The sequence below is a fragment of the Aeromonas sp. FDAARGOS 1410 genome (genome assembly GCF_019048745.1).
Taxonomy (GTDB): domain Bacteria; phylum Pseudomonadota; class Gammaproteobacteria; order Enterobacterales; family Aeromonadaceae; genus Aeromonas; species Aeromonas jandaei.
In genome coordinates this window covers 1247501-1267108 of the sequence record NZ_CP077401.1, presented here as the reverse complement: position 1 = coordinate 1267108, position 19608 = coordinate 1247501, and the positions used below count along the sequence as shown (strand labels likewise).

The following is a 19608-nucleotide window of genomic DNA, read 5'->3' as shown; positions in this document are numbered from 1 at the left end:
CCTCTCCTTGGTGGGATCGCCTTTCAGTCTAGTCAACCGCGCTCACTTGCGATAACCAGCAGCCAGACAAACCTTCACCACCCTCCAGCTCGCTCAGGCGATCGCTCACCTCTTCGGGAAACAGCGTCCTCCCCCAGAGCCGACGTGACAGAGAGGAGACGCTCTCCTCGGCCCCTGCAGCCAGCCAGCAGGCCAGCTCTCGCGCCACATCGGGGTAGCAGACCATCCCCGGCGAGGCGCTGTCGAGCCAGCTGCGCACCAGATTGGCATCGAGGCAATCCATCAGGGTCGCCAGCCCCATCATCTCCAGAGTCTTGCCATTGGTCAGCTGCTCGAACTGGCCGCCAAGGGGCTTGACCAGCAACTTCTTGCCGAGACTGAGCGCCTCGGAGGCGAGCTCGAAGCCGGCGTTGGAGATGACGCCGCGACATCCTGCCAGCACCGTAAGAAAAGCGGGGCGCGAGGGGGGCTCGAAGCGCAGGTTGCGCCACTGGCTCGGGCTGCGAATGGCTGGGTGAAAGCAGACGAAGCGCTGCTGGCCAAAGCGCGACAACAGGGCGGCGATCGCCTCGGTCTGCTCGAACGGCAGATAAACCAGGATCTCGCCGTTATCCGGCATCACCCGAACAGGATCGATCACCGGTGGCAAAATCGGCTGGCCGAAGTGAAACCAGTGCAGCCCGAGCGGCTGATTGACCGGCGCAAAGTGGCGCATCAGCTGGCGACTCAAGCCATCCTCACCCCAGCGGGGGATCGGCCAGTTGAAGCTGGCCTGATGGCTGACGGTAAGGCTCGGGATGCCGCAGCGGCGGGCGGCATGGGCGGTCAGCGGCTCAAAATCGCTCACCACCAAATCATATCCGTGGCAGTCGAGCCTTTGCAGATCCCGCCAGAAGGTGAGCGGCGACGCCGCCTGCAGGGTACGCCACGGCGAGACCCGCCCCTCATGACTGACAAAGGTGAGCCCGGCAAAAGTGCGGTACTCCCCGAACTCCTCCATATCGAAGTAGCGGTCGGCGGGTCGCCCGCTGAAAAGATAATCCACCTCGACCCCGGCTGCTCGCAGCGCCCTGGCCAAGGTGCGGCTGCGGCTGATATGGCCGTTGCCGGTGCCTTGCACGCCAAAGAGTATCTTCATCCCTGACTCCAGCAGAGGGCCATCAGAGCGCAGCCGCCACCCAGCAGGGCGCCGGCCACCAGATCGCTCAGGTAGTGAACTCCGAGCAACAACCGGGATGCCCCCACCAGCGCCGCCCAGCCAAACAGCAGCGGCGCCCAGAGCGGAAAACCGGTCGCCAGTATGGTGGCCATCAAGAAGGCAGCGGCGGTATGGCCGGAGGGAAGGCTGTAACGATCGGAAGGGGTGATAAAAACCGGCAAACCGACTGGCCGTTGCCGTTTCAGGCTGTTTTTCAGCAGCAGATAGAGCGGCAACTCGATGACAAAGGCGAGCAGCGCCAGCTTCACCAGCTCGCGTTCACTCTCCCCCTGCCACCAGAGCAGGGCGGCCAGCACAGCGTAAAGCGGGCCGTCACCGGTACGGGAGACAAGGCGACTCACCCTGGCTTGCTGCCGGTTATAGGTGTGCAGCAGACAGACCCGGCATACCTGCAGGTCCCATTGCTGGATCTTGTTCATAACCCCTCCTTCCCCGAGATCTCGTTGCAGAGTAGGGAGGCGGGATGACAGGGTGTTGAACGGGGGGTAACAGATTTATGAAAAAAGGGCCAAACGGCCCTTTTTAATCGATGGGTTGTGCGGTTATCAGTGATTGCCGCGCAAACCGGTCTCCATCAGGCGGCAGTTGTGATCCGCCAGACGAGCCATGAACTGTTCGTCCACTTTCAGGCCAAATACCTGTTCGTAAAGATCTTTCATCACGAACGGCTGCCACATCATGCTGAGGAAGGAGATCTTCAGCATCTCGGGATCCAGATTGTCACCCAGTTCGCCGTTGGTTTTCATGGTTTCCAGCAGGGCGTCGAACTGCGGCAGTTGACGCTCCAGCAGGCGGCTCAGCACAAAATCCCGCCCCGGGCTCTTCTCGGTCGACAATGCGCTGGAGATAGCGGAGGTCAGTTCGCTGTTGGGCGCCATCACCTGATAGTAGGTGTTGAGCAGCTCGTTGAGGCTGTGGTTGCTGTGTTCATCTTGCCAGGCATGGTCAAGCGGCTCGGCCACATCACCCAGTACCGCCTTGTAAAGACCCTCTTTACTGCCGAAGTAGTAGTGGATCATCGCCAAGTTGGAGCCAGCCAGCTCCGCGATTTCGCGTGTAGTTACCTTGCTATAGGGAGTATTGAGAAAACGCTCACGGGCGGCAGCAAGCAACTTGTCACGAATGTCAGAACGTCCGACCGGACGACCTGGTCTACGTTTTTCCATTTAACACCTCAGAAAATTCAGCCAATGCTGATAAGTCGATCTGGTTGTGCAGAGATAGAGAGCACAGCAGGAATGACCAGATAATCCGTCATGGGCCGAATATGGGACAAGGAAATTTGCAATCCTTTACAATCCGATTAAATATCCCAGCAGATTTCCCCTGACTGCGCGTGTTGACACAGCATAAAAATCTCGATATTGGTAAAGGCGTTATCGACTGCAAGGACAACAACGTCATGCGTATTGCCACCCCGCTACTACTAATCTCCCTAATCGCGTTAACTCGCGCGGGATCCTTGTAGCCGGGCTAAGGCATAGCCGGAATTTACAAAAACCCGTGCACCCTGCACGGGTTTTTTTATGCCGCCGCAGGATGCACGTCACCGAACTTAGGAAGAGGGAAGTCACATGTCAGATCGGGTCATCATATTCGATACTACCTTGCGTGATGGTGAGCAGGCCCTGGCGGCCAGTTTGACAGTCAAGGAGAAGCTGCAGATTGCCCAGGCGCTGGAGCGGCTCGGTGTCGACGTCATGGAGGTAGGCTTCCCGGTCTCCTCTCCCGGCGATTTTCACTCGGTGCAGACCATCGCCCGCCACATCAAAAACAGCCGGGTCTGCGCCCTCGCCCGCGCCCTGCCCAAGGATATCGATGCCGCCGGTGAGGCCTTGCGAGTTGCCGACGCCTTTCGCATCCACACCTTCATCTCCACCTCCTCCATCCATGTGGAGAGCAAGCTGAAAAAGAGCTTCGAGGATGTGCTGGAGATGGGCACCAGCGCCATCAAGCATGCGCTGCGCTACACCGACGATGTGGAGTTCTCCTGCGAGGATGCAGGCCGCACCCCCATCGATAACCTCTGCCGCATGGTGGAAGCCGCCATCAAGGCGGGCGCCCGCACCATCAATATCCCGGATACCGTCGGCTACACGGTGCCGACCGAATTCTCCGGCATCATCCATACCCTGTTCAACCGGGTGCCAAACATCGACAAGGCCATCATCTCGGTGCACTGCCACGACGATCTGGGGCTCTCGGTAGCCAACTCCATCGGCGCAGTGCAGATGGGAGCTCGCCAGATCGAGTGCACCATCAACGGTATCGGCGAGCGGGCCGGCAACTGCTCGCTGGAAGAGGTGGCGATGATCCTCAAAACCCGCGCCGACCTGCTCGGGGTGCACACCAATATCCGCCACAGCGAAATTCATCGCACCAGCACCCTCGTCAGCCAGCTCTGCAACATGCCGGTGCAGCCCAACAAGGCGATCGTCGGTGCCAACGCCTTCTCCCACAGCTCCGGCATCCATCAGGATGGCGTGCTCAAGGCGAAAAACACCTATGAAATCATCACCCCCGAGAGCATTGGCCTGACCCAGAACAACCTCAACATGACCTCCCGCTCCGGCCGCCACGTCATCAAGCACCGGATGGAATCCATGGGCTACGCCGAGAGCAGCTACGACCTCGACCATCTCTACGCCAAGTTCCTCACCCTGGCCGACAAGAAAGGTCAGGTGTTCGACTACGACCTGGAGGCGCTCGCCTTCTTCAGCCAGATCCACGAGGAGCCGGAGCACTTCAAGCTGGAGTACCTCGGGGTACAGAGCGGCAGCTCGGTAATGGCGACCGCCTCGGTCAAGCTCAAGGTGGGCGGTGAGGTGGTGAGTGAAGCCGCCACCGGCAACGGTCCGGTGGATGCGGTCTACCAGTGCATCAACCGCATCACCGGCTACGAGATCCGCATCGACAAATATGCCCTCAAGAGCAAGGGCGAAGGGGAGGATGCTCTCGGTCAGGTCGATATCGTCGCCGAGTACAAAGGGCGCAAATTCCACGGCATGGGGCTCGCCACCGACATCATCGAATCTTCAGCCCATGCCCTGCTGCATGTGATCAACAGCATCTGGCGCGCCGATCAGGTCGCCGAACAGATGGAACGCAATAACACAATCAAGACGGAGACAGTATGAGCAGTTATCGGATCGCAGTATTGCCGGGTGACGGCATTGGCCCGGAAGTGATGGCCGAGGCCCTCAAGGTACTGGCAAAAGTACAGGCAAAATTCGGCTTCTCCCTCGACTATCAGCACTTTGATGTGGGCGGTATTGCCATCGACAACCATGGCACCCCGCTGCCGCAGAGCACCATCGCGGGTTGCGAAGCATCCGATGCCGTGCTGTTCGGCTCGGTCGGTGGCCCGAAATGGGAGCATCTGCCGCCTAATGATCAGCCGGAGCGTGGTGCCCTGCTGCCCCTGCGCGCTCACTTCAAACTGTTCTGCAACCTGCGTCCGGCCCGCATCTACACCGGTCTGGAGCAGTTCTCACCCCTGCGCGCCGATATCTCCGATCGCGGTTTTGACATCGCCTGTGTGCGCGAGCTGACCGGCGGCATCTACTTCGGCCAGCCCAAGGGGCGCGAGGGTGAAGGGGCGAACGAGAAGGCGTTCGATACCGAGGTGTACCACCGTTTCGAAATCGAGCGCATCGCCAAGATTGCGTTCGAGTCGGCTCGCGTGCGCCGTGGCAAGGTCACCTCCATCGACAAGGCCAACGTGCTCGCCTCCTCCATCCTGTGGCGCGAGGTGGTGACGCAAGTGGCCAAGGATTATCCCGACGTCGAACTGAATCATATGTATATCGACAACGCCACCATGCAGCTCATCAAGGATCCCTCCCAGTTCGACGTGCTGCTCTGCTCCAACCTGTTCGGTGACATCCTCTCCGACGAGTGCGCCATGATCACCGGCTCCATGGGGCTGCTCCCCTCTGCCAGCCTCAACGAATCGGGTTTCGGCCTGTTCGAACCGGCCGGTGGTTCGGCCCCAGACATCGCAGGCAAAGGGATCGCCAACCCCATCGCCCAGATCCTCTCCGCCGCCCTGATGCTGCGCTACAGCCTGGGTCAGGAAGCTGCCGCCCAGGCTATCGAGCAGGCCGTGGCCCAGACCCTGGCCGAAGGTTACTTCACCGCCGATCTGCATCAGGCCAGCGCCCGCCATCCGGTACAGAGCACAGCCACCATGGGCGACCAGATCGCCGCCCGGATCTGAGCTGAAGAACAGATAACAAGGAAGAGAGAAGCAATGGCCAAGACCCTCTATCAGAAAGTATTCGACGCCCACGTGGTCCGGGAAGTGGAAGGGGAAACGCCCCTCATCTACATCGACCGCCATCTGGTACATGAAGTGACCAGCCCGCAGGCATTTGACGGCCTGCGCGCCATGAACCGCCAGCTGCGCCGTCCGGATCTGACCTGGGCCACCATGGATCACAACGTCTCCACCACCACCAAGGACATCGCCGCCTCCGGCGAGATGGCCCGCATCCAAATGGAGACTCTCGCTGAAAACTGCAAGGAGTTCGGGGTTCGCCTCTACGATCTCAACCACAAATATCAGGGGATCGTCCATGTGATGGGCCCCGAGCTTGGCATCACCCTGCCCGGCACCACCATCGTCTGTGGTGACTCCCATACCGCCACTCACGGTGCCTTCGGTTCACTGGCGTTCGGTATCGGCACCTCCGAGGTGGAACATGTGATGGCCACCCAGACCCTGAAACAGGGCCGTGCCAAGACCATGCGGATTTCGGTCAACGGCAAGCTGGCCGAGGGGATCAGCGCCAAGGACGTGGTGCTGGCTATTATCGGCAAGGTCGGCCATGCCGGTGGTACTGGCTACGTGGTGGAGTTCGCTGGCGAAGCCATCGAAGGGCTCACCATGGAAGGGCGGATGACGGTGTGCAACATGGCCATCGAGCTGGGCGCCAAGGCCGGCATGATTGCTCCCGACCAGACCACCATCGACTACATCCGTGGCAAGGAGTTCGCTCCCAAAGGCGAGGCGCTGGAGCAGGCTATCGCCTACTGGCAGAGCCTCAAGAGCGACGAAGGTGCCAGATTCGATGCCGAAGTGGTGCTGGACGCTGCCGACATCGCCCCGCAGGTCACCTGGGGCACCAACCCGGGTCAGGTGATTGCGGTCAATGAACCGATTCCGGCGCCGGAGTCCTTCAACGACCTGATGGAGCAGCAGTCCGCCCGCAAGGCGCTCGCCTACATGGACTTGCAGCCGGGCCAGAAACTCTCCGACGTTGCCATCGACAAGGTGTTCATCGGGTCGTGTACCAACAGCCGCATTGAGGATCTGCGCGCCGCTGCCGCCATCGCTCGCGGTCGCAAGGTGGCAGCCGGTGTACAAGCGCTGGTGGTGCCGGGCTCCGAGCAGGTTAAGGCACAGGCAGAAGCCGAGGGTCTGGACAAGATCTTCATCGAAGCGGGCTTTGAGTGGCGCCTGCCCGGCTGCTCCATGTGTCTGGCCATGAACAACGACCGGCTGCAACCGGGGGAGCGCTGCGCCTCCACCAGCAACCGCAACTTCGAAGGGCGTCAGGGCCGCGCCGGCCGCACTCATCTGGTGAGCCCGGCCATGGCCGCTGCTGCCGCCGTCACCGGCCGCTTCGCCGACATTCGCGCACTGTAAGAGGAAACAGCGATGACAGGATTCAAACAGCATAAAGGGATCGTCGTCCCCCTCGACAGCGCCAACGTCGACACCGACGCCATCATTCCCAAGCAGTTTCTGCAGAAGGTCAACCGCATCGGTTTTGGCAAGCACCTGTTCCACGACTGGCGCTTCCTGGACGATGCTGGTCTGCAGCCCAACCCCGAGTTCGTGCTGAACCAATCGCAGTTCGCCGGTGCCAGCATCCTGCTGGCCCGCGAGAACTTCGGCTGTGGCTCGAGCCGCGAGCACGCCCCCTGGGCGCTGGCCGACTACGGCTTCAAGACCATCATAGCCCCGAGCTTTGCCGACATTTTCTACGGCAACGCCATCAACAATGGCATGGTACCGGTGCGCCTGAAGGAGGAGGAGGTCGATGCCCTGTTCCAGCTGGTGGCCGCCAAACCGGGCATCCAGATTGAAGTGGATCTGGAAGCGAATCAGGTACGCACCGGTGAGCTCAGCTTCGGTTTCGAGATCGACGAGTTCCGCCGTTACTGCTTGCTCAACGGGCTGGATGCCATCGGCCTGACCCTGCAGCACGAGGCCGCCATCAGCGCTTTTGAAGCGAAGCAGCCGAGCTGGATTTAACGCGCCAGTTGCAAAAAAACGAGTAGAATCAACAGGGAGCTTCGGCTCCCTCTTTTATTTCCGCCAATGCGCTTCAACCAACAGGCCAGGGATGCGGCCTCAAGACAGGATAAGGACGATGAAGAGAACGACGGCGATATTTTTACTCTGCACTTTGCTGGCGCTGCCGGTTGCAGCTGCCCAGACCTACTTCACCAACAGCCTCGGCCAGATCAATGTCGGCTGGCAAGACAGCGCTGGCAAACCCCGCCAGCTCACCTATCGGCTGGAGCAGGGCAAACTGCCGCCCCTTATCGCCTATCGTCCAGCGCGAATGGAAGAGGAGGTACTGCAGACCCTGCTGCGCGGAGTGCGCGAGAACTACCCCGAGGTTCAGTTTACCCTCTCCCGCCCCTCCCTTGAGCTGCATCTGAAAAGTCACAATCAGGATAAAGCCAAAGAGGCCATGGCCTGGCTGGAAACGCAACGGGGCAAAGAGGAGCAGGCGTGGCTGACCAAACACTACTTCCAGTACTTTACTCCACCGGATGGCCAGCTGGCGGTGAAGCAGGACCATGTTCGGATTGCGTTGGAGAGCCGCAGCACGGTGGCGCCGCTGGCTGAGCAGTTGAAACAGCAGGGGAGCAGCGAGCCGGAAGCGCGTCAGAAAACCGTGGCCGAGATGCTCGCCTTTATCCAGAGCATCCCCTACAAACAGCTGGACAGTCTGAACGGACGGCAGGGCAAGGGGTTTCTCACTCCCCGTCAGGTACTGGAACAGAACCGAGGCGATTGCGACAGCAAGGTGACCCTGATGGCCGCCATGCTGGCCCAGCTCTTTCCCGAATTGAAACAGGCCATGGTCTTTATCCCAGGCCACGCGATGCTGGCGGTCGACCTGCCCGCCAAACCGGGTGATGCCACCATCAGCTGGCAGGGACAATCCTATCTGCTGCTAGAACCTACCGGCCCTGCCGCATTACCGGCTGGCCAAATAGCATCGACCAGCAAAACGCTGGTCGATGGCAAGCAGTTGAGTGTGCAACCGGTTCAGCCCAAAGGCTGAAACTCTACCGCCAGCAGCAATCCGGTCTCCTCCTCCAACACCCGAATGATCCGGGCATGGGCTTCGAAAGGGGGAAGCAGGTTGTTGTTGGTTGCGAGGCTGATCCGGATCGGCTGGGTTGTATCAAGCTGGTGTTCCGCCACCGAGATCCCCATGCCGTTGGCACTGAGATCCCGACAGATGCCCTCCAGTACCTGATGCTGCTGATAGACGGTAACCGGAGCATTGATAACCATACGTGCAAAGGCACGTCTTTCCTTGGTACTGGTAAGCACGCGAAGATCCTCTGTTGAGTGGGAATCATCTCATGAGCAGCGCACAATTGTGCTGGTCTACCCAAAAGAACGTTAATACAATGCGGTGCGTTTCTCAAACGGGGTGCGGTTTACCGCTGAGATTATACCCGTGAACCTGATCCAGATAATGCTGGCGGAGGAATTTGAGGCACGGCGCTCATTTTTTGCGCCCTCATCCGCTGGCACCTCATAATGGAGTGCCCTTGATGAAAACCCTGCTACTGGTCGCCACCAGCCTGCTCTCGGCTCAGGCCTTTGCCGCCGATACCCTCACCGTCTACACCTACAGCTCCTTCACTGCCGACTGGGGACCCGGTCCCAAGATCAAGCAAGCCTTCGAGAAGGAGTGCGGCTGTACCCTCAATCTGGTTCCCCTCGAAGATGGCGTCGCCATCCTCAACCGGTTGCGGCTGGAAGGCAACCACAGCAAGGCCGATCTGGTGCTGGGGCTGGATGATGCTCTCATCAGTGAAGCCAAGCAGAGCGGCCTGTTCGCCCCCCATCCCGCCAAGCTCGACGGCATCAAGGTGCCGGGTGGCTGGCAGGATGACACCTTTGTCCCCTACGACTACGGCTACTTCGCCTTCGTCTATGACAAGGAGAAACTCAAGCAGCCGCCCAAAAGCCTGAAAGAGCTGGTGGAGCGCCCCGATCTCAAGGTGATCTATCAGGATCCCCGCACCTCTACCCCGGGGCAGGGGTTGATGCTGTGGATGAAGTCTGTCTACGGTGACAAGGCTCCTGAAGCCTGGGCCACGCTTGCCAAGAAGGCAGTCACCGTCACCAAGGGGTGGTCCGAGGCCTATGGCATGTTCCTCGATGGCGAAGCGGACATGGTGCTCTCCTACACCACCTCCCCCGCTTACCACCTTATTGCCGAGAACAAGCCCCAGTATCAGGCGGCGGCGTTTGAGGAGGGTCATTACCGTCAGGTAGAAGTAGCCGCCAAGCTAAAGAGCGCCAAACAGGAGAAGCTGGCTGACCAGTTCCTGCAGTTTATGGTGAGCCCCGCCTTCCAGAACGAGATCCCGACCGGCAACTGGATGTATCCGGTTATCGACACGCCGCTGCCCAAGGGCTTCGAGCAGATGATCACTGTAGCCAAGCCGCTCGCCTTCAGTGCCGATGAGGTAGCCACCAATCGCAAAGGGTGGATCCGCGAGTGGCTGCAAGCCGTCGCCCCGTGAGCCAGCTCGCGCTGAAGCAACAGGATCGCCCCCTCTGGTGGCTGCCGGGCAGTGCAGCCACACTGCTGATCCTGCTGTTATCCCTCGGGCCGCTGGCGGCCCTGCTGTGGCAGGCCGGTTCGCTGGCGCCGCGCACTTTGCTGGCAGACCCCTATCTGCGCCATGTGCTGGGCTTCAGCCTCTGGCAGGCGCTGCTCTCCACCCTGCTGAGCCTGGGGCTCGCCATTCCGGTGGCCCGCGCGCTGGCACGGCGCCGCTTCATTGGCCGAACCCTGCTGATCAAGCTGTTCGGTCTCTCGCTGGTACTGCCGGTCATCATCGCTATCTTCGGCATCGTGGCGGTTCATGGCAAACAGGGGTGGCTGCCGCAACTGCTGCGCAGCTTGGGGCTGGATCCCGGCAACTATCTCTACGGCCTGTTCGGAATTCTGCTGGCCCATGTCTTCTTCAACATGCCGCTGGCGGCACGTCTCATCCTGCAGAGCATCGAGAGTATCCCCGAATCGAGCTGGCGCCTCGCCAGCCAGCTCGGCATGCGCTCATCCCATATCTTCCGGCTGCTGGAGTGGCCGCTCATTCGCGGCATATTGCCCGGGCTGGCCAGCCTCATCTTTATGCTCTGCTTCACCAGCTTCACTACCGTGCTGGCGCTGGGCGGCGGCCCCAAATCGACCACCCTCGAGGTGGCCGTCTATCAGGCACTGCGCTTTGATTTCGATCTCGCCACCGCTGGCGGATTGGCGCTGGTGCAGCTCATCCTGACCGCCACCCTGCTGCTCCTGCAGCACAAGCTGCAGACTACCCCGGCCAGTCGGGTGACACCCCGTCATCCCTGTCTGCGGCCGGATCGCCATCAGCCGGGCACGGCCGTGGTGGATCTCTTCTCGCTCTGTATCGGCCTCGCCATCTTTCTGCCACCGCTGCTGGCCATCGTCGTCGCCGGCCTCCACCCCGGCCTGCTGACGGCGCTCACTTCCGCCAAGCTGTGGCAGGCGAGCGGCCAGTCGCTGTTGATTGCATTGGCAGCCGGAGCCTTTGCCACCCTGCTCGGTGGCGCACTGCTGCTCACCAGCCGTCATCTGCGGGTACGGGCTCGCAAGCGACGGGCTGCCGCCCTGTGGGAGGCCAGCGGTTCGGTGATCCTGATGATCCCGGCCGTGGTGCTCTCTACCGGCCTGTTCATCCTGTTTATGCCCTTTGCCGACGTGTTCGCCCTCGGCCCCTGGCTGGTAGTGCTGGTCAACTCCCTGATGGCACTACCCTATGTGCTGCGCACCCTCTCCGCCCCCATGCAGCTGGTGGTGCGCCAGTATGACCGGCTGGCGGACAGCCTGGGGGTACGCGGCCTGCATCGTCTGCGGCTGGTGGAGTGGCCGCGGCTGCGCCGTCCGTTGGCGTTGGCGATGGCACTGTCGATGATCCTCTCCTTGGGGGATCTTGGCGCCATCGCCATGTTTGGCAACCAGGAGCTCACCACCCTGCCCTGGCTGCTCTACCAGCAGCTCGGCAGTTACCGGCTGACCGAGGCGGCCGCCACCGCCCTGCTGCTGCTGACACTCTGTTTCTCCCTGTTCTGGCTGGTGGAACGGGGGCTTGGAGGAAAACATGCTGAACATTGATACGCTGGTGACCAGCTACCCCGACTGGCGCGTCAGCTTCAGTGCGAAGCTGCCCAAGGGGGAGATCACCGCACTGATTGGCCCAAGCGGCGCAGGCAAGTCGACCCTGCTCGGGATGATCGCCGGTTTCGTGCCGGTGGAGTCAGGCAGCCTCAGCTTCGATGGCGAAGATCTGTTACCGCTGGGCCCGGCCGAGCGACCAGTCACAACCCTGTTTCAGGATCACAACCTGTTCCTGCACCTGTCGGTGTTCGACAATATCGCCATCGGCTTGCACCCGGGTCTGCGCCTGAGTGCAGCCCAGCGGGCACAGGTGATCGATGCAGCCGCGCGGGTTGGCCTCGGCGAGATGCTAAGCCGCCTGCCTGAACAGCTCTCCGGCGGCCAGCAGCAGCGGGTCGGGCTGGCCCGTGCACTGGTGCGGGGCAAACCACTGCTGCTGCTGGATGAACCCTTCTCGGCCCTCGATCCGGCCCTGCGTCGGGAGATGCTGGCCGAAGTGGCCCGCCTCGCCTGCGAGCAGGGCATTACCGTACTGATGGTCTCCCACAATCCGGAAGATGCCCAGCTGATTGCCGATCAGGTGCTCTTTGTAGACGAGGGCCGCATCGCCCTGCAGGGAAAGCCGGATATTCTGCAAAACAGCAACCACCCGGGGCTGCTGCGCTATCTGGGTCAATAGCCCTTGGCACAAGACTGCACCGGGATCAAAAAGGGGAGGCCGATTGGCCTCCCCTTTTAATGCAAACATATCGGGTGAAATCAGAGGTTCTCCTCGGCGAACGAAGCTAGTCGGCTGCGTACCACCCCGTTGAGGAAGATGTTGGCACTGCCGTCGAAATCCTTGAAACGCTCGACTATGTAGGTCAGACCCGAGGTCACCGGGCTCAGGTAGTTGGAGTCGATTTGGGCCAGGTTGCCAGAGCAGACGATCTTGGTTCCCTCCCCGCAACGGGTAATGATGGTCTTGATCTGGGATGCGGTCAGGTTCTGACACTCATCCAGCAGCACGAAAGTGTTCTGAATACTGCGCCCGCGCATGAAGTTGACCGATTTGAACTGGATATTGGCCTTCTCCATGATGTAACTGAGCGAGCCGCTCATGTTCTCATCCTGCTTGTGCAGCACCTCCAGGGTGTCGGTTACCGCCGCCAGCCAAGGCATCATCTTCTCCTCCTCGGTACCGGGCAGGAAGCCGATGCTCTCGGCAATTTCCGGGGTATTTCGAGTGACGATCACCTTCTCGTAGATCCCCTTCTCGATCACCAGCTCCAGCGCGGCAGCCATCGCCAGCAAGGTTTTGCCGCAACCGGCCGGGCCGGTCAGGATCACCAGATCTATGTGCGGATCCAGCAGTGCATCCAGCGCCATCCCCTGATAGACGTTCTTGGGATGTACACCCCACGCCTTGCGGGACATCAGTCGCTCACGGCCCAGATCCTTGATGCGGATCTTCTGGCCATCGTGGCTGAGCACCCGGGCGGCAAAGAAATTCTCTTCATCCACCAGATACTGGTTTACGTGAACCCCTTCGATCAGATTGGCATCGATCACATGGATGGTGTCGCGGCCATGGGTCTCGCTCTCACACTCGCCGACGCGCTCCCAGAAGCTGCCGGGCACCACCTGAAAACCCTTGGCCAACAGGCGGATATCGTCGATCAGCTGGTCGCTGCGATAATCCTCGACGTGGGCAAGACCGGCCCCTTTGGCTTTGAGGCGCATGTTGATGTCTTTGGTGACCAGCACCACCTGACGCTTCAACTCATGCTTCTGCAGATAGAGGGCCGCGTTGATGATGCGGTTGTCGGCCTCCTTGTCGGTGAACACCTCGGCATCCTGCGGCAGATGGTGATCGCTGAAGATGCAGATATGGCCGCTCGCTTCGCCGGCCAGCGGTACTCCTTGCGCAATCTGCTCCGGAGTCGCATCGCGGAACACATCTTCCAGCGCACGGATGGCTACCCGCGCGTCGCGGCTGACATCCTTGTGGCGATCCTTGATGTTGTCGAGCTCTTCCAGCACCGTCATGGGGATGAGCACGTCGTGCTCTTTGAAGGAGTAGATAGCGAGGGGTTCGTGAAGCAGAACGTTGGTATCCAGGATAAACAGCTTTCGGTCCGTATTGTCCATAAGCATCCTCCTTGGCACTGAAGGGCCACGTGTGTGAATCTCGGATGTCATTGAAACCACACGGCCGTGACAGTTTTATTACCTTCAACGCTACGCCCGATTTTACCATCACGCAACAAATGACTTGCAGCACCAGACTCGCTCGAACAGAAAAGCAGCAATAAAAAACCGGCCATCGGGCCGGTCTTTTTATTTATCTAGCGGATTAACCACATTTGGAGTCGCCACAATTGAGGCAAGTCATGCAGCCATCCTTAAGCACCAGCGCCTTGGTATGGCACTTGTAGCAGAGCGCCGCATTGGCCGGGAAACCGCTGCCAGCCTGTTGCTCTTCGGCCTCCTGAGCGGCTTTCAATTCAGCCTGTTTCTCGGCCAGAAACGCCTGCTGATGCTCGTCCAGTCCCGGAGCCTTGAGCATGCCGATCTCGGTGAGATGGCTCTCGATCACGTTGCCAATTTCGGCGATCAGCGATGGAACGTACTTGCCCTTGTTCCAGTATCCGCCCTTAGGATCAAACACCGAGCGCAGCTCCTCCACCAGAAAGGTGACATCCCCACCTTTACGGAATACGGCGGAGATAATGCGGGTCAGCGCAACGATCCACTGGTAGTGTTCCAGGCTCTTTGAGTTAATGAAAATCTCGAACGGGCGGCGGGTTTCGTGAACAGTACCCTCGTTGAGAATGATGTCGTTGATAGTGATGAACAGCGAGTGCTCGGAGACATGCTCCGGCGTCTTCAGCTTGTAGGTGGTGCCCATCAATCGCTCCGGGCGCAGCACGGTTTCGTGCATGTGCACCACGTCATCCTGCGGGGACAGCTCTTCTTGCGGCTCATCCTTGGTACGCACCTTGTAGGCGACGATTTTCTTGTCGATCTTTTTGACCATAATGTCGTTCTCAGAATTTACCGTAATAGCCTTCTTTCAAGGCGTCGTAGAGGTTGGCGGCAGTGTGCAGCTCACCATCGTATTCAATCTCTTCGTTCCCCTTGACGGAGATGACGGTGCCATCCTCCAGGGTGAAATCGTACAGGGTGTTCTCCAGATCCTTCTCCTTCACCAGTACCCCCTGGAAGGCCTCCGGATTGAAGCGGAAGGTGGTGCAGCCCTTGAGGCCGGAGTCCGAGGCATACATGTAGATGTCCTTGAACTGCTCGAACGGGAAATCAGTCGGCACGTTGGCAGTCTTGGAGATGGAGGAGTCGATCCAGCGCTGGGCCGCCGCCTGAATGTCCACATGCTGCGCCGGGCTGATGTCATCAGCAGTAATGAAGTAGTCCGGCAGACGGCTCGCCTCATCATCGGCATAGGGCATGGCGGACGGGTTCACCAGCTCGCGATAGGCCAGCAGCTCGAAGGAGTAGACATCCACGCTCTCCTTGCTCTTCTTGCCCGTCTTGATAACGTTGCGGCTGTAGTGGTGGGCAAAGCTCGGCTCGATGCCATTGCTGGCGTTGTTGGCCAGTGACAGAGAGATGGTGCCGGTGGGCGCAATACTGCTGTGGTGAGTGAAACGCCCACCCACTTCGGCCAGCTCGGCGACCAGCGCAGGATCCACTTCGGCAACCTGTTGCATATAGCGGCTGTAGCGCGCATGCAACACCTTGCCCTTCACCTTGTCACCCACCTTGATGCCATCAGCCGCCATCTCCGGGCGCAGACGCAGCATCTTGCCAGTCACTTCAAACTCCTGCTCCATGATGGGGGCAGAGCCTTTCTCCTTGGCCAGACGCAGGGACTCCTGCCAGCCGGTCATCGCCAGCTCCTGGGATACCTGCTCGGTAAAGGCGACGGACGCGGCAGAACCGTACTTGATCTGCAGCATGGTCAGGGTCGAGCCAAGCCCGAGGAAGCCCATGCCATGCCGGCGCTTGTTGATGATCTCCTCGCGCTGCTTGGCCAGCGGCAGCTGATTGATCTCCACCACGTTGTCGAGCATGCGGGTAAAGATGGCCACTACCTTGCGAAATGCGGTCCAGTCGAAGGCCGCCTTGTCGGTGAAGGGATCGCGAACGAAGCGGGTCAGGTTGACCGAACCCAGCAGGCAGGCGCCATAAGGAGGCAAAGGCTGCTCACCACAGGGGTTAGTCGCGCGGATCTCCTCACAGAACCAGTTGTTGTTCATCTGGTTGACCTTGTCGATCAGGATGAAACCGGGCTCTGCATAGTCATAGGTGGAGGTCATGATGACGTTCCAGAGCTTGCGAGCCGGCAGGGTCTTGTAGACCTTGCAGGCAACCTGCCCCAGCTCGTTAAAGACAACCCCCTCCTTGTTGGGCCAGTCAGCCCAGAGCACCTGCGCAGGATCGTCCAGCGCAATGCCATCCTGCTCCACCTCTTTGGCGGTGTAGGGGAAGATCAGCGACCAGGGCGCATCCTCTTTCACTGCCTTGACGAAATCTTCGGTGATCAGCAGGGATAGGTTGAACTGGCGCAGACGGCCATCTTCGCGCTTGGCCTGAATAAACTCGATCACATCAGGATGACGGATATCCATGGTGCCCATCTGGGCGCCACGACGGCCACCGGCTGACGAGACGGTGAAACACATCTTGTCGTAGATATCCATGAACGAGAGCGGACCTGAGGTGTAAGCACCGGCACCGGAGACAAAAGCACCGCGTGGGCGCAGGGTCGAGAAGTCATAGCCGATGCCGCAGCCAGCCTTCAGGGTCAGCCCCGCCTCGTGCACCTTGCCGAGAATATCATCCATCGAATCTTCGATGGTGCCGGAAACGGTACAGTTGATGGTCGAAGTGGCAGGCTTGTGCTCAAAAGCCCCGGCGTTGGAGGTGATCCGGCCCGCCGGAATGGCACCATTGCGCAGAGCCCACAGGAAAGGCTCATACCAGGCTTCCGGTTCCAGCTCCTGCTCCGCCAGCGCCCGAGCAACGCGCTGGTAGGTCTCGTCGATAGTGCCATCGACAGGATGTCCATCCTTGCTCTTTAGGCGATATTTGCTATCCCAGATCTCGAGGGACGTTTCCTGGAGGGGAATGAGGCGGGAGCCAGCTTCGCTCTCCAGCACCGGGTTGGATTTAGCCATTTTCAATCAACCTTATATGAATGCATCAACGTCATGACAGTAGTAGAAAACACAACCAATAGCACCATTAAAAAAAAACAACACAATATATAGTGGTGATGCTGCCATGAGGGCGCAGATTCTATCCTAAAAAAATGCCCCGGCCAGCAGGTTTCTGCGCCAGGGCACTTAACTGATTAATTTACTGAGAGATTTAACACTCAGACATGGATCAGGGCTTCTTGACGTAAACGGTCGGCGTATCACCCGCCATATTCAGATAGAACTCATAAACCCCGTCAGCATCCGGTGAGAACTTCATATCCTCATATTTGGAACAGGGATTGACCGGCACCGCCTCGCCACCGAGTACGGCAACGCCATCGCTCGGGCTCTTGTAGCCAAAGTTGGTGCCACAGCTCCAACCGGAGTCAGCAAACTTGAACTTGTAGGGGGCCCACTCTTTCTTGAGGGTGCCTTTCGCCATGTAGAGTTTGTCGGCTACCTTGACCACCTTGCTCGCATCGGTCGCCATCCAGTCGTTCATCTCACCGCGCAGATAGATGGACTTGCCACCAAAATCGCTATTGTCAGTAGCCTGCTCTGCTCCACCGTGGGATGCACAACCACCTAATACTAGGGTTCCCGCCGCCAGTATCATCGTTACTGTTCTTTTGAACATTTCTCTATTCCTTAATTTATTGTGATTCCTTGGTCCATCCGTGTGGACGAAAGCATTAAAACAGAGCGGGAATCACAAGAAAGGTAGAATCATCACATTCTGTACTTTTTATGCCCAGATTCCGGCGGGCAACTCAAAAGACGAGAGCAAGATCACTCCGGTTTTGGTGCGACAAAATTGAATAGAGAAGGACTAAAAAGTGAAGCGATTGAATGGATTAGTAGAAATAGAGGATTTCAGGGAGGATGCGTAATTTTCAGGCAATAAAAAACCCCGCTCGATGAGCGGGGTTCTGAAATTGGGTGCCTGGCAGTGTCCTACTCTCGCATGGCGAATGCCACACTACCATCGGCGCTACCGCGTTTCACTTCTGAGTTCGGCATGGGATCAGGTGGTTCCACGGCGCTATTGCCGCCAGGCAAAAATCTTCAATCTGAGAAAGCTGACGTAAGTAATTCGTTCGTATTTGCTACAAGCCTTAGAACACTTCTTGGGTGTTGTATGGTTAAGCCACACGGGTAATTAGTATGGGTTAGCTCAACACGTCGCCGCGCTTACACACCCCACCTATCAACGTTGTGGTCTCCAACGGCCCTTTAGGACCCTCAAGGGGTCAGGGATGACTCATCTCAGGGCTCGCTTCCCGCTTAGATGCTTTCAGCGGTTATCGATTCCGAACTTAGCTACCGGGCAGTGCCACTGGCGTGACAACCCGAACACCAGAGGTTCGTTCACTCCGGTCCTCTCGTACTAGGAGCAACTCCCTTCAATCATCCAACGCCCACGGCAGATAGGGACCGAACTGTCTCACGACGTTCTGAACCCAGCTCGCGTACCACTTTAAATGGCGAACAGCCATACCCTTGGGACCGACTTCAGCCCCAGGATGTGATGAGCCGACATCGAGGTGCCAAACACCGCCGTCGATATGAACTCTTGGGCGGTATCAGCCTGTTATCCCCGGAGTACCTTTTATCCGTTGAGCGATGGCCCTTCCATTCAGAACCACCGGATCACTATGACCTACTTTCGTACCTGCTCGACCTGTCCGTCTCGCAGTTAAGCTGGCTTATGCCATTGCACTAACCTCCTGATGTCCGACCAGGATTAGCCAACCTTCGTGCTCCTCCGTTACTCTTTGGGAGGAGACCGCCCCAGTCAAACTACCCACCAGGCACTGTCCGCGGCCCAGATTCATGGGCCTGCGTTAGAACATCAAACATACAAGGGTGGTATTTCAAGGACGGCTCCAGCGCAACTGGCGTCACGCCTTCAAAGCCTCCCACCTATCCTACACATGTAGGTTCAATGTTCAGTGCCAAGCTGTAGTAAAGGTTCACGGGGTCTTTCCGTCTAGCCGCGGGTACACCGCATCTTCACGGCGAATTCGATTTCACTGAGTCTCGGGTGGAGACAGCATGGCCATGGTTACACCATTCGTGCAGGTCGGAACTTACCCGACAAGGAATTTCGCTACCTTAGGACCGTTATAGTTACGGCCGCCGTTTACCGGGGCTTCGATCAAGAGCTTCGCTTGCGCTAACCCCATCAATTAACCTTCCGGCACCGGGCAGGTGTCACACCCTATACGTCCACTTTCGTGTTTGCAGAGTGCTGTGTTTTTGATAAACAGTCCCAGCCATCTGGTCACTGCGACTCCCGTCAGCTCCATCCGCAAGGGACTTCACCAACAAGAGCGTACCTTCTCCCGAAGTTACGGTACTATTTTGCCTAGTTCCTTCACCCGAGTTCTCTCAAGCGCCTTGGTATTCTCTACCCGACCACCTGTGTCGGTTTGGGGTACGATGACTTGTAATCTGAAGCTTAGAGGCTTTTCCTGGAAGCAGGGCATCAATGGCTTCCGCACCGTAGTGCGTTCGTCTCGTGTCTCAGCGTTGCACCTCCGGATTTACCTAAAGGTACCGCCTACGCACTTTCACCAGGACAACCGTCGCCTGGCCCACCTAGCCTTCTCCGTCCCCCCATCGCAATTACAAGTCGTGCAGGAATATTAACCTGCTTCCCATCGATTACGCCTTTCGGCCTCACCTTAGGGGTCGACTCACCCTGCCCCGATTAACGTTGGACAGGAACCCTTGGTCTTCCGGCGAGGAGGCTTTTCACCCCCTTTATCGTTAC

General features: G+C 58.8%; 16 protein-coding genes, 2 rRNA genes and 1 riboswitch (1 of these 19 running past the window's edge). Of the genes, 8 read left to right on the top strand and 10 right to left on the bottom strand.

Annotation, left to right across the window (positions count from 1 at the left end; all coding sequences use genetic code 11):
* Positions 1-28: 28 nt before the first annotated feature.
* The 3 genes from I6L40_RS06100 to I6L40_RS06090 all read right to left on the bottom strand — a co-directional run bounded on the left by I6L40_RS06100 (position 29) and on the right by I6L40_RS06090 (position 2385).
* Positions 29-1138 carry an MJ1255/VC2487 family glycosyltransferase gene (locus I6L40_RS06100; RefSeq protein WP_071914393.1) on the bottom strand — a complete coding sequence of 370 codons (1110 nt, stop codon included), beginning with the start codon at positions 1136-1138 and terminating at the stop codon, positions 29-31.
* On the bottom strand, positions 1135-1638 hold the full coding sequence (locus I6L40_RS06095; RefSeq protein WP_216995137.1) for a phosphatase PAP2 family protein: 504 nt from the start codon (positions 1636-1638) through the stop codon (positions 1135-1137). Before I6L40_RS06095 ends, I6L40_RS06100 begins: the two co-directional genes overlap by 4 nt.
* Before the next feature lie 126 nt (positions 1639-1764).
* Complete coding sequence (locus tag I6L40_RS06090) at positions 1765-2385, bottom strand: TetR/AcrR family transcriptional regulator (RefSeq protein ID WP_033114941.1); 621 nt, start codon at positions 2383-2385, stop codon at positions 1765-1767.
* A gap of 408 nt (positions 2386-2793) precedes the next feature.
* Between I6L40_RS06090 and leuA the strand changes: the two genes are divergently transcribed.
* The 5 genes from leuA to I6L40_RS06065 all read left to right on the top strand — a co-directional run bounded on the left by leuA (position 2794) and on the right by I6L40_RS06065 (position 8526).
* On the top strand, positions 2794-4356 hold the full coding sequence (gene leuA, locus I6L40_RS06085; protein ID WP_071914389.1) for a 2-isopropylmalate synthase: 1563 nt from the start codon (positions 2794-2796) through the stop codon (positions 4354-4356).
* Complete coding sequence (gene leuB, locus I6L40_RS06080; RefSeq protein WP_071914388.1) at positions 4353-5438, top strand: 3-isopropylmalate dehydrogenase; 1086 nt, start codon at positions 4353-4355, stop codon at positions 5436-5438. Before leuA ends, leuB begins: the two co-directional genes overlap by 4 nt.
* Before the next feature lie 33 nt (positions 5439-5471).
* The gene (leuC, locus tag I6L40_RS06075) at positions 5472-6869 is read left to right on the top strand and encodes a 3-isopropylmalate dehydratase large subunit (RefSeq protein WP_216995136.1); all 1398 of its coding nucleotides are present in this window, start codon (positions 5472-5474) and stop codon (positions 6867-6869) included.
* Positions 6870-6881: 12 nt separating this feature from the next.
* Complete coding sequence (leuD, locus tag I6L40_RS06070) at positions 6882-7481, top strand: 3-isopropylmalate dehydratase small subunit (RefSeq protein WP_216995135.1); 600 nt, start codon at positions 6882-6884, stop codon at positions 7479-7481.
* Positions 7482-7599: 118 nt separating this feature from the next.
* Complete coding sequence (locus tag I6L40_RS06065; RefSeq protein WP_216995134.1) at positions 7600-8526, top strand: transglutaminase domain-containing protein; 927 nt, start codon at positions 7600-7602, stop codon at positions 8524-8526.
* Here the strand turns inward: I6L40_RS06065 and I6L40_RS06060 are convergent.
* Positions 8511-8801: a PilZ domain-containing protein gene (locus I6L40_RS06060; protein WP_041210374.1), complete on the bottom strand. Its 291-nt coding sequence runs from the start codon at positions 8799-8801 to the stop codon at positions 8511-8513. The genes I6L40_RS06065 and I6L40_RS06060 overlap by 16 nt on opposite strands.
* Positions 8802-8890: 89 nt before the next feature.
* Positions 8891-8981, top strand: a riboswitch (TPP riboswitch).
* A gap of 47 nt (positions 8982-9028) precedes the next feature.
* Here I6L40_RS06060 and thiB point away from each other — a divergent pair.
* The 3 genes from thiB to thiQ are packed head-to-tail and all read left to right on the top strand — an operon-like array spanning position 9029 to position 12310.
* Positions 9029-10009 (top strand): thiamine ABC transporter substrate binding subunit, encoded by a 981-nt coding sequence (gene thiB / locus I6L40_RS06055; protein ID WP_216995133.1) that lies wholly within the window; start codon positions 9029-9031, stop codon positions 10007-10009.
* Entirely contained in the window at positions 10006-11628 is a 1623-nt protein-coding gene (thiP, locus tag I6L40_RS06050) for a thiamine/thiamine pyrophosphate ABC transporter permease (RefSeq protein ID WP_216995411.1), read from the top strand. Before thiB ends, thiP begins: the two co-directional genes overlap by 4 nt.
* Positions 11615-12310 carry a thiamine ABC transporter ATP-binding protein gene (thiQ, locus tag I6L40_RS06045; protein ID WP_124241428.1) on the top strand — a complete coding sequence of 232 codons (696 nt, stop codon included), beginning with the start codon at positions 11615-11617 and terminating at the stop codon, positions 12308-12310. The genes thiP and thiQ overlap by 14 nt, the downstream gene beginning before the upstream one ends.
* Positions 12311-12390: 80 nt before the next feature.
* Here thiQ and I6L40_RS06040 read toward each other — a convergent pair whose 3' ends face one another.
* The 6 genes from I6L40_RS06040 to I6L40_RS06015 form a co-directional block, all read right to left on the bottom strand.
* Entirely contained in the window at positions 12391-13761 is a 1371-nt protein-coding gene (locus I6L40_RS06040; protein ID WP_216995132.1) for a PhoH family protein, read from the bottom strand.
* Positions 13762-13966: 205 nt separating this feature from the next.
* Positions 13967-14650, bottom strand: a complete 684-nt coding sequence (locus I6L40_RS06035) for an NrdJb (RefSeq protein WP_216952897.1) — start codon at positions 14648-14650, stop codon at positions 13967-13969.
* Positions 14651-14660: 10 nt separating this feature from the next.
* Positions 14661-16808, bottom strand: a complete 2148-nt coding sequence (locus I6L40_RS06030) for an adenosylcobalamin-dependent ribonucleoside-diphosphate reductase (protein WP_216995131.1) — start codon at positions 16806-16808, stop codon at positions 14661-14663.
* A 211-nt stretch (positions 16809-17019) separates the two neighbouring features.
* Entirely contained in the window at positions 17020-17469 is a 450-nt protein-coding gene (locus I6L40_RS06025; protein ID WP_042031835.1) for a pullulanase, read from the bottom strand.
* Positions 17470-17773: 304 nt separating this feature from the next.
* Positions 17774-17888: ribosomal RNA gene (rrf, locus tag I6L40_RS06020) — 5S ribosomal RNA — on the bottom strand.
* An 82-nt stretch (positions 17889-17970) separates the two neighbouring features.
* Positions 17971-19608: ribosomal RNA gene (locus I6L40_RS06015) — 23S ribosomal RNA — on the bottom strand (it continues 1251 nt past the right edge of the window).

Bases quoted from the DNA above. Each gene is read 5' to 3' on its own strand.
- I6L40_RS06090 (WP_033114941.1), bottom strand. From the start codon at position 2,385: ATGGAAAAACGTAGACCAGGTCGTCCGGTCGGACGTTCTGACATTCGT.
- I6L40_RS06100 (WP_071914393.1), bottom strand. From the start codon at position 1,138: ATGAAGATACTCTTTGGCGTGCAAGGCACCGGCAACGGCCATATCAGC.
- thiQ (WP_124241428.1), top strand. From the start codon at position 11,615: ATGCTGAACATTGATACGCTGGTGACCAGCTACCCCGACTGGCGCGTC.
- leuD (WP_216995135.1), top strand. From the start codon at position 6,882: ATGACAGGATTCAAACAGCATAAAGGGATCGTCGTCCCCCTCGACAGC.
- leuC (WP_216995136.1), top strand. From the start codon at position 5,472: ATGGCCAAGACCCTCTATCAGAAAGTATTCGACGCCCACGTGGTCCGG.
- I6L40_RS06030 (WP_216995131.1), bottom strand. From the start codon at position 16,808: ATGGCTAAATCCAACCCGGTGCTGGAGAGCGAAGCTGGCTCCCGCCTC.
- I6L40_RS06065 (WP_216995134.1), top strand. From the start codon at position 7,600: ATGAAGAGAACGACGGCGATATTTTTACTCTGCACTTTGCTGGCGCTG.
- I6L40_RS06025 (WP_042031835.1), bottom strand. From the start codon at position 17,469: ATGTTCAAAAGAACAGTAACGATGATACTGGCGGCGGGAACCCTAGTA.
- thiB (WP_216995133.1), top strand. From the start codon at position 9,029: ATGAAAACCCTGCTACTGGTCGCCACCAGCCTGCTCTCGGCTCAGGCC.
- I6L40_RS06095 (WP_216995137.1), bottom strand. From the start codon at position 1,638: ATGAACAAGATCCAGCAATGGGACCTGCAGGTATGCCGGGTCTGTCTG.
- leuA (WP_071914389.1), top strand. From the start codon at position 2,794: ATGTCAGATCGGGTCATCATATTCGATACTACCTTGCGTGATGGTGAG.
- I6L40_RS06040 (WP_216995132.1), bottom strand. From the start codon at position 13,761: ATGGACAATACGGACCGAAAGCTGTTTATCCTGGATACCAACGTTCTG.
- I6L40_RS06035 (WP_216952897.1), bottom strand. From the start codon at position 14,650: ATGGTCAAAAAGATCGACAAGAAAATCGTCGCCTACAAGGTGCGTACC.
- leuB (WP_071914388.1), top strand. From the start codon at position 4,353: ATGAGCAGTTATCGGATCGCAGTATTGCCGGGTGACGGCATTGGCCCG.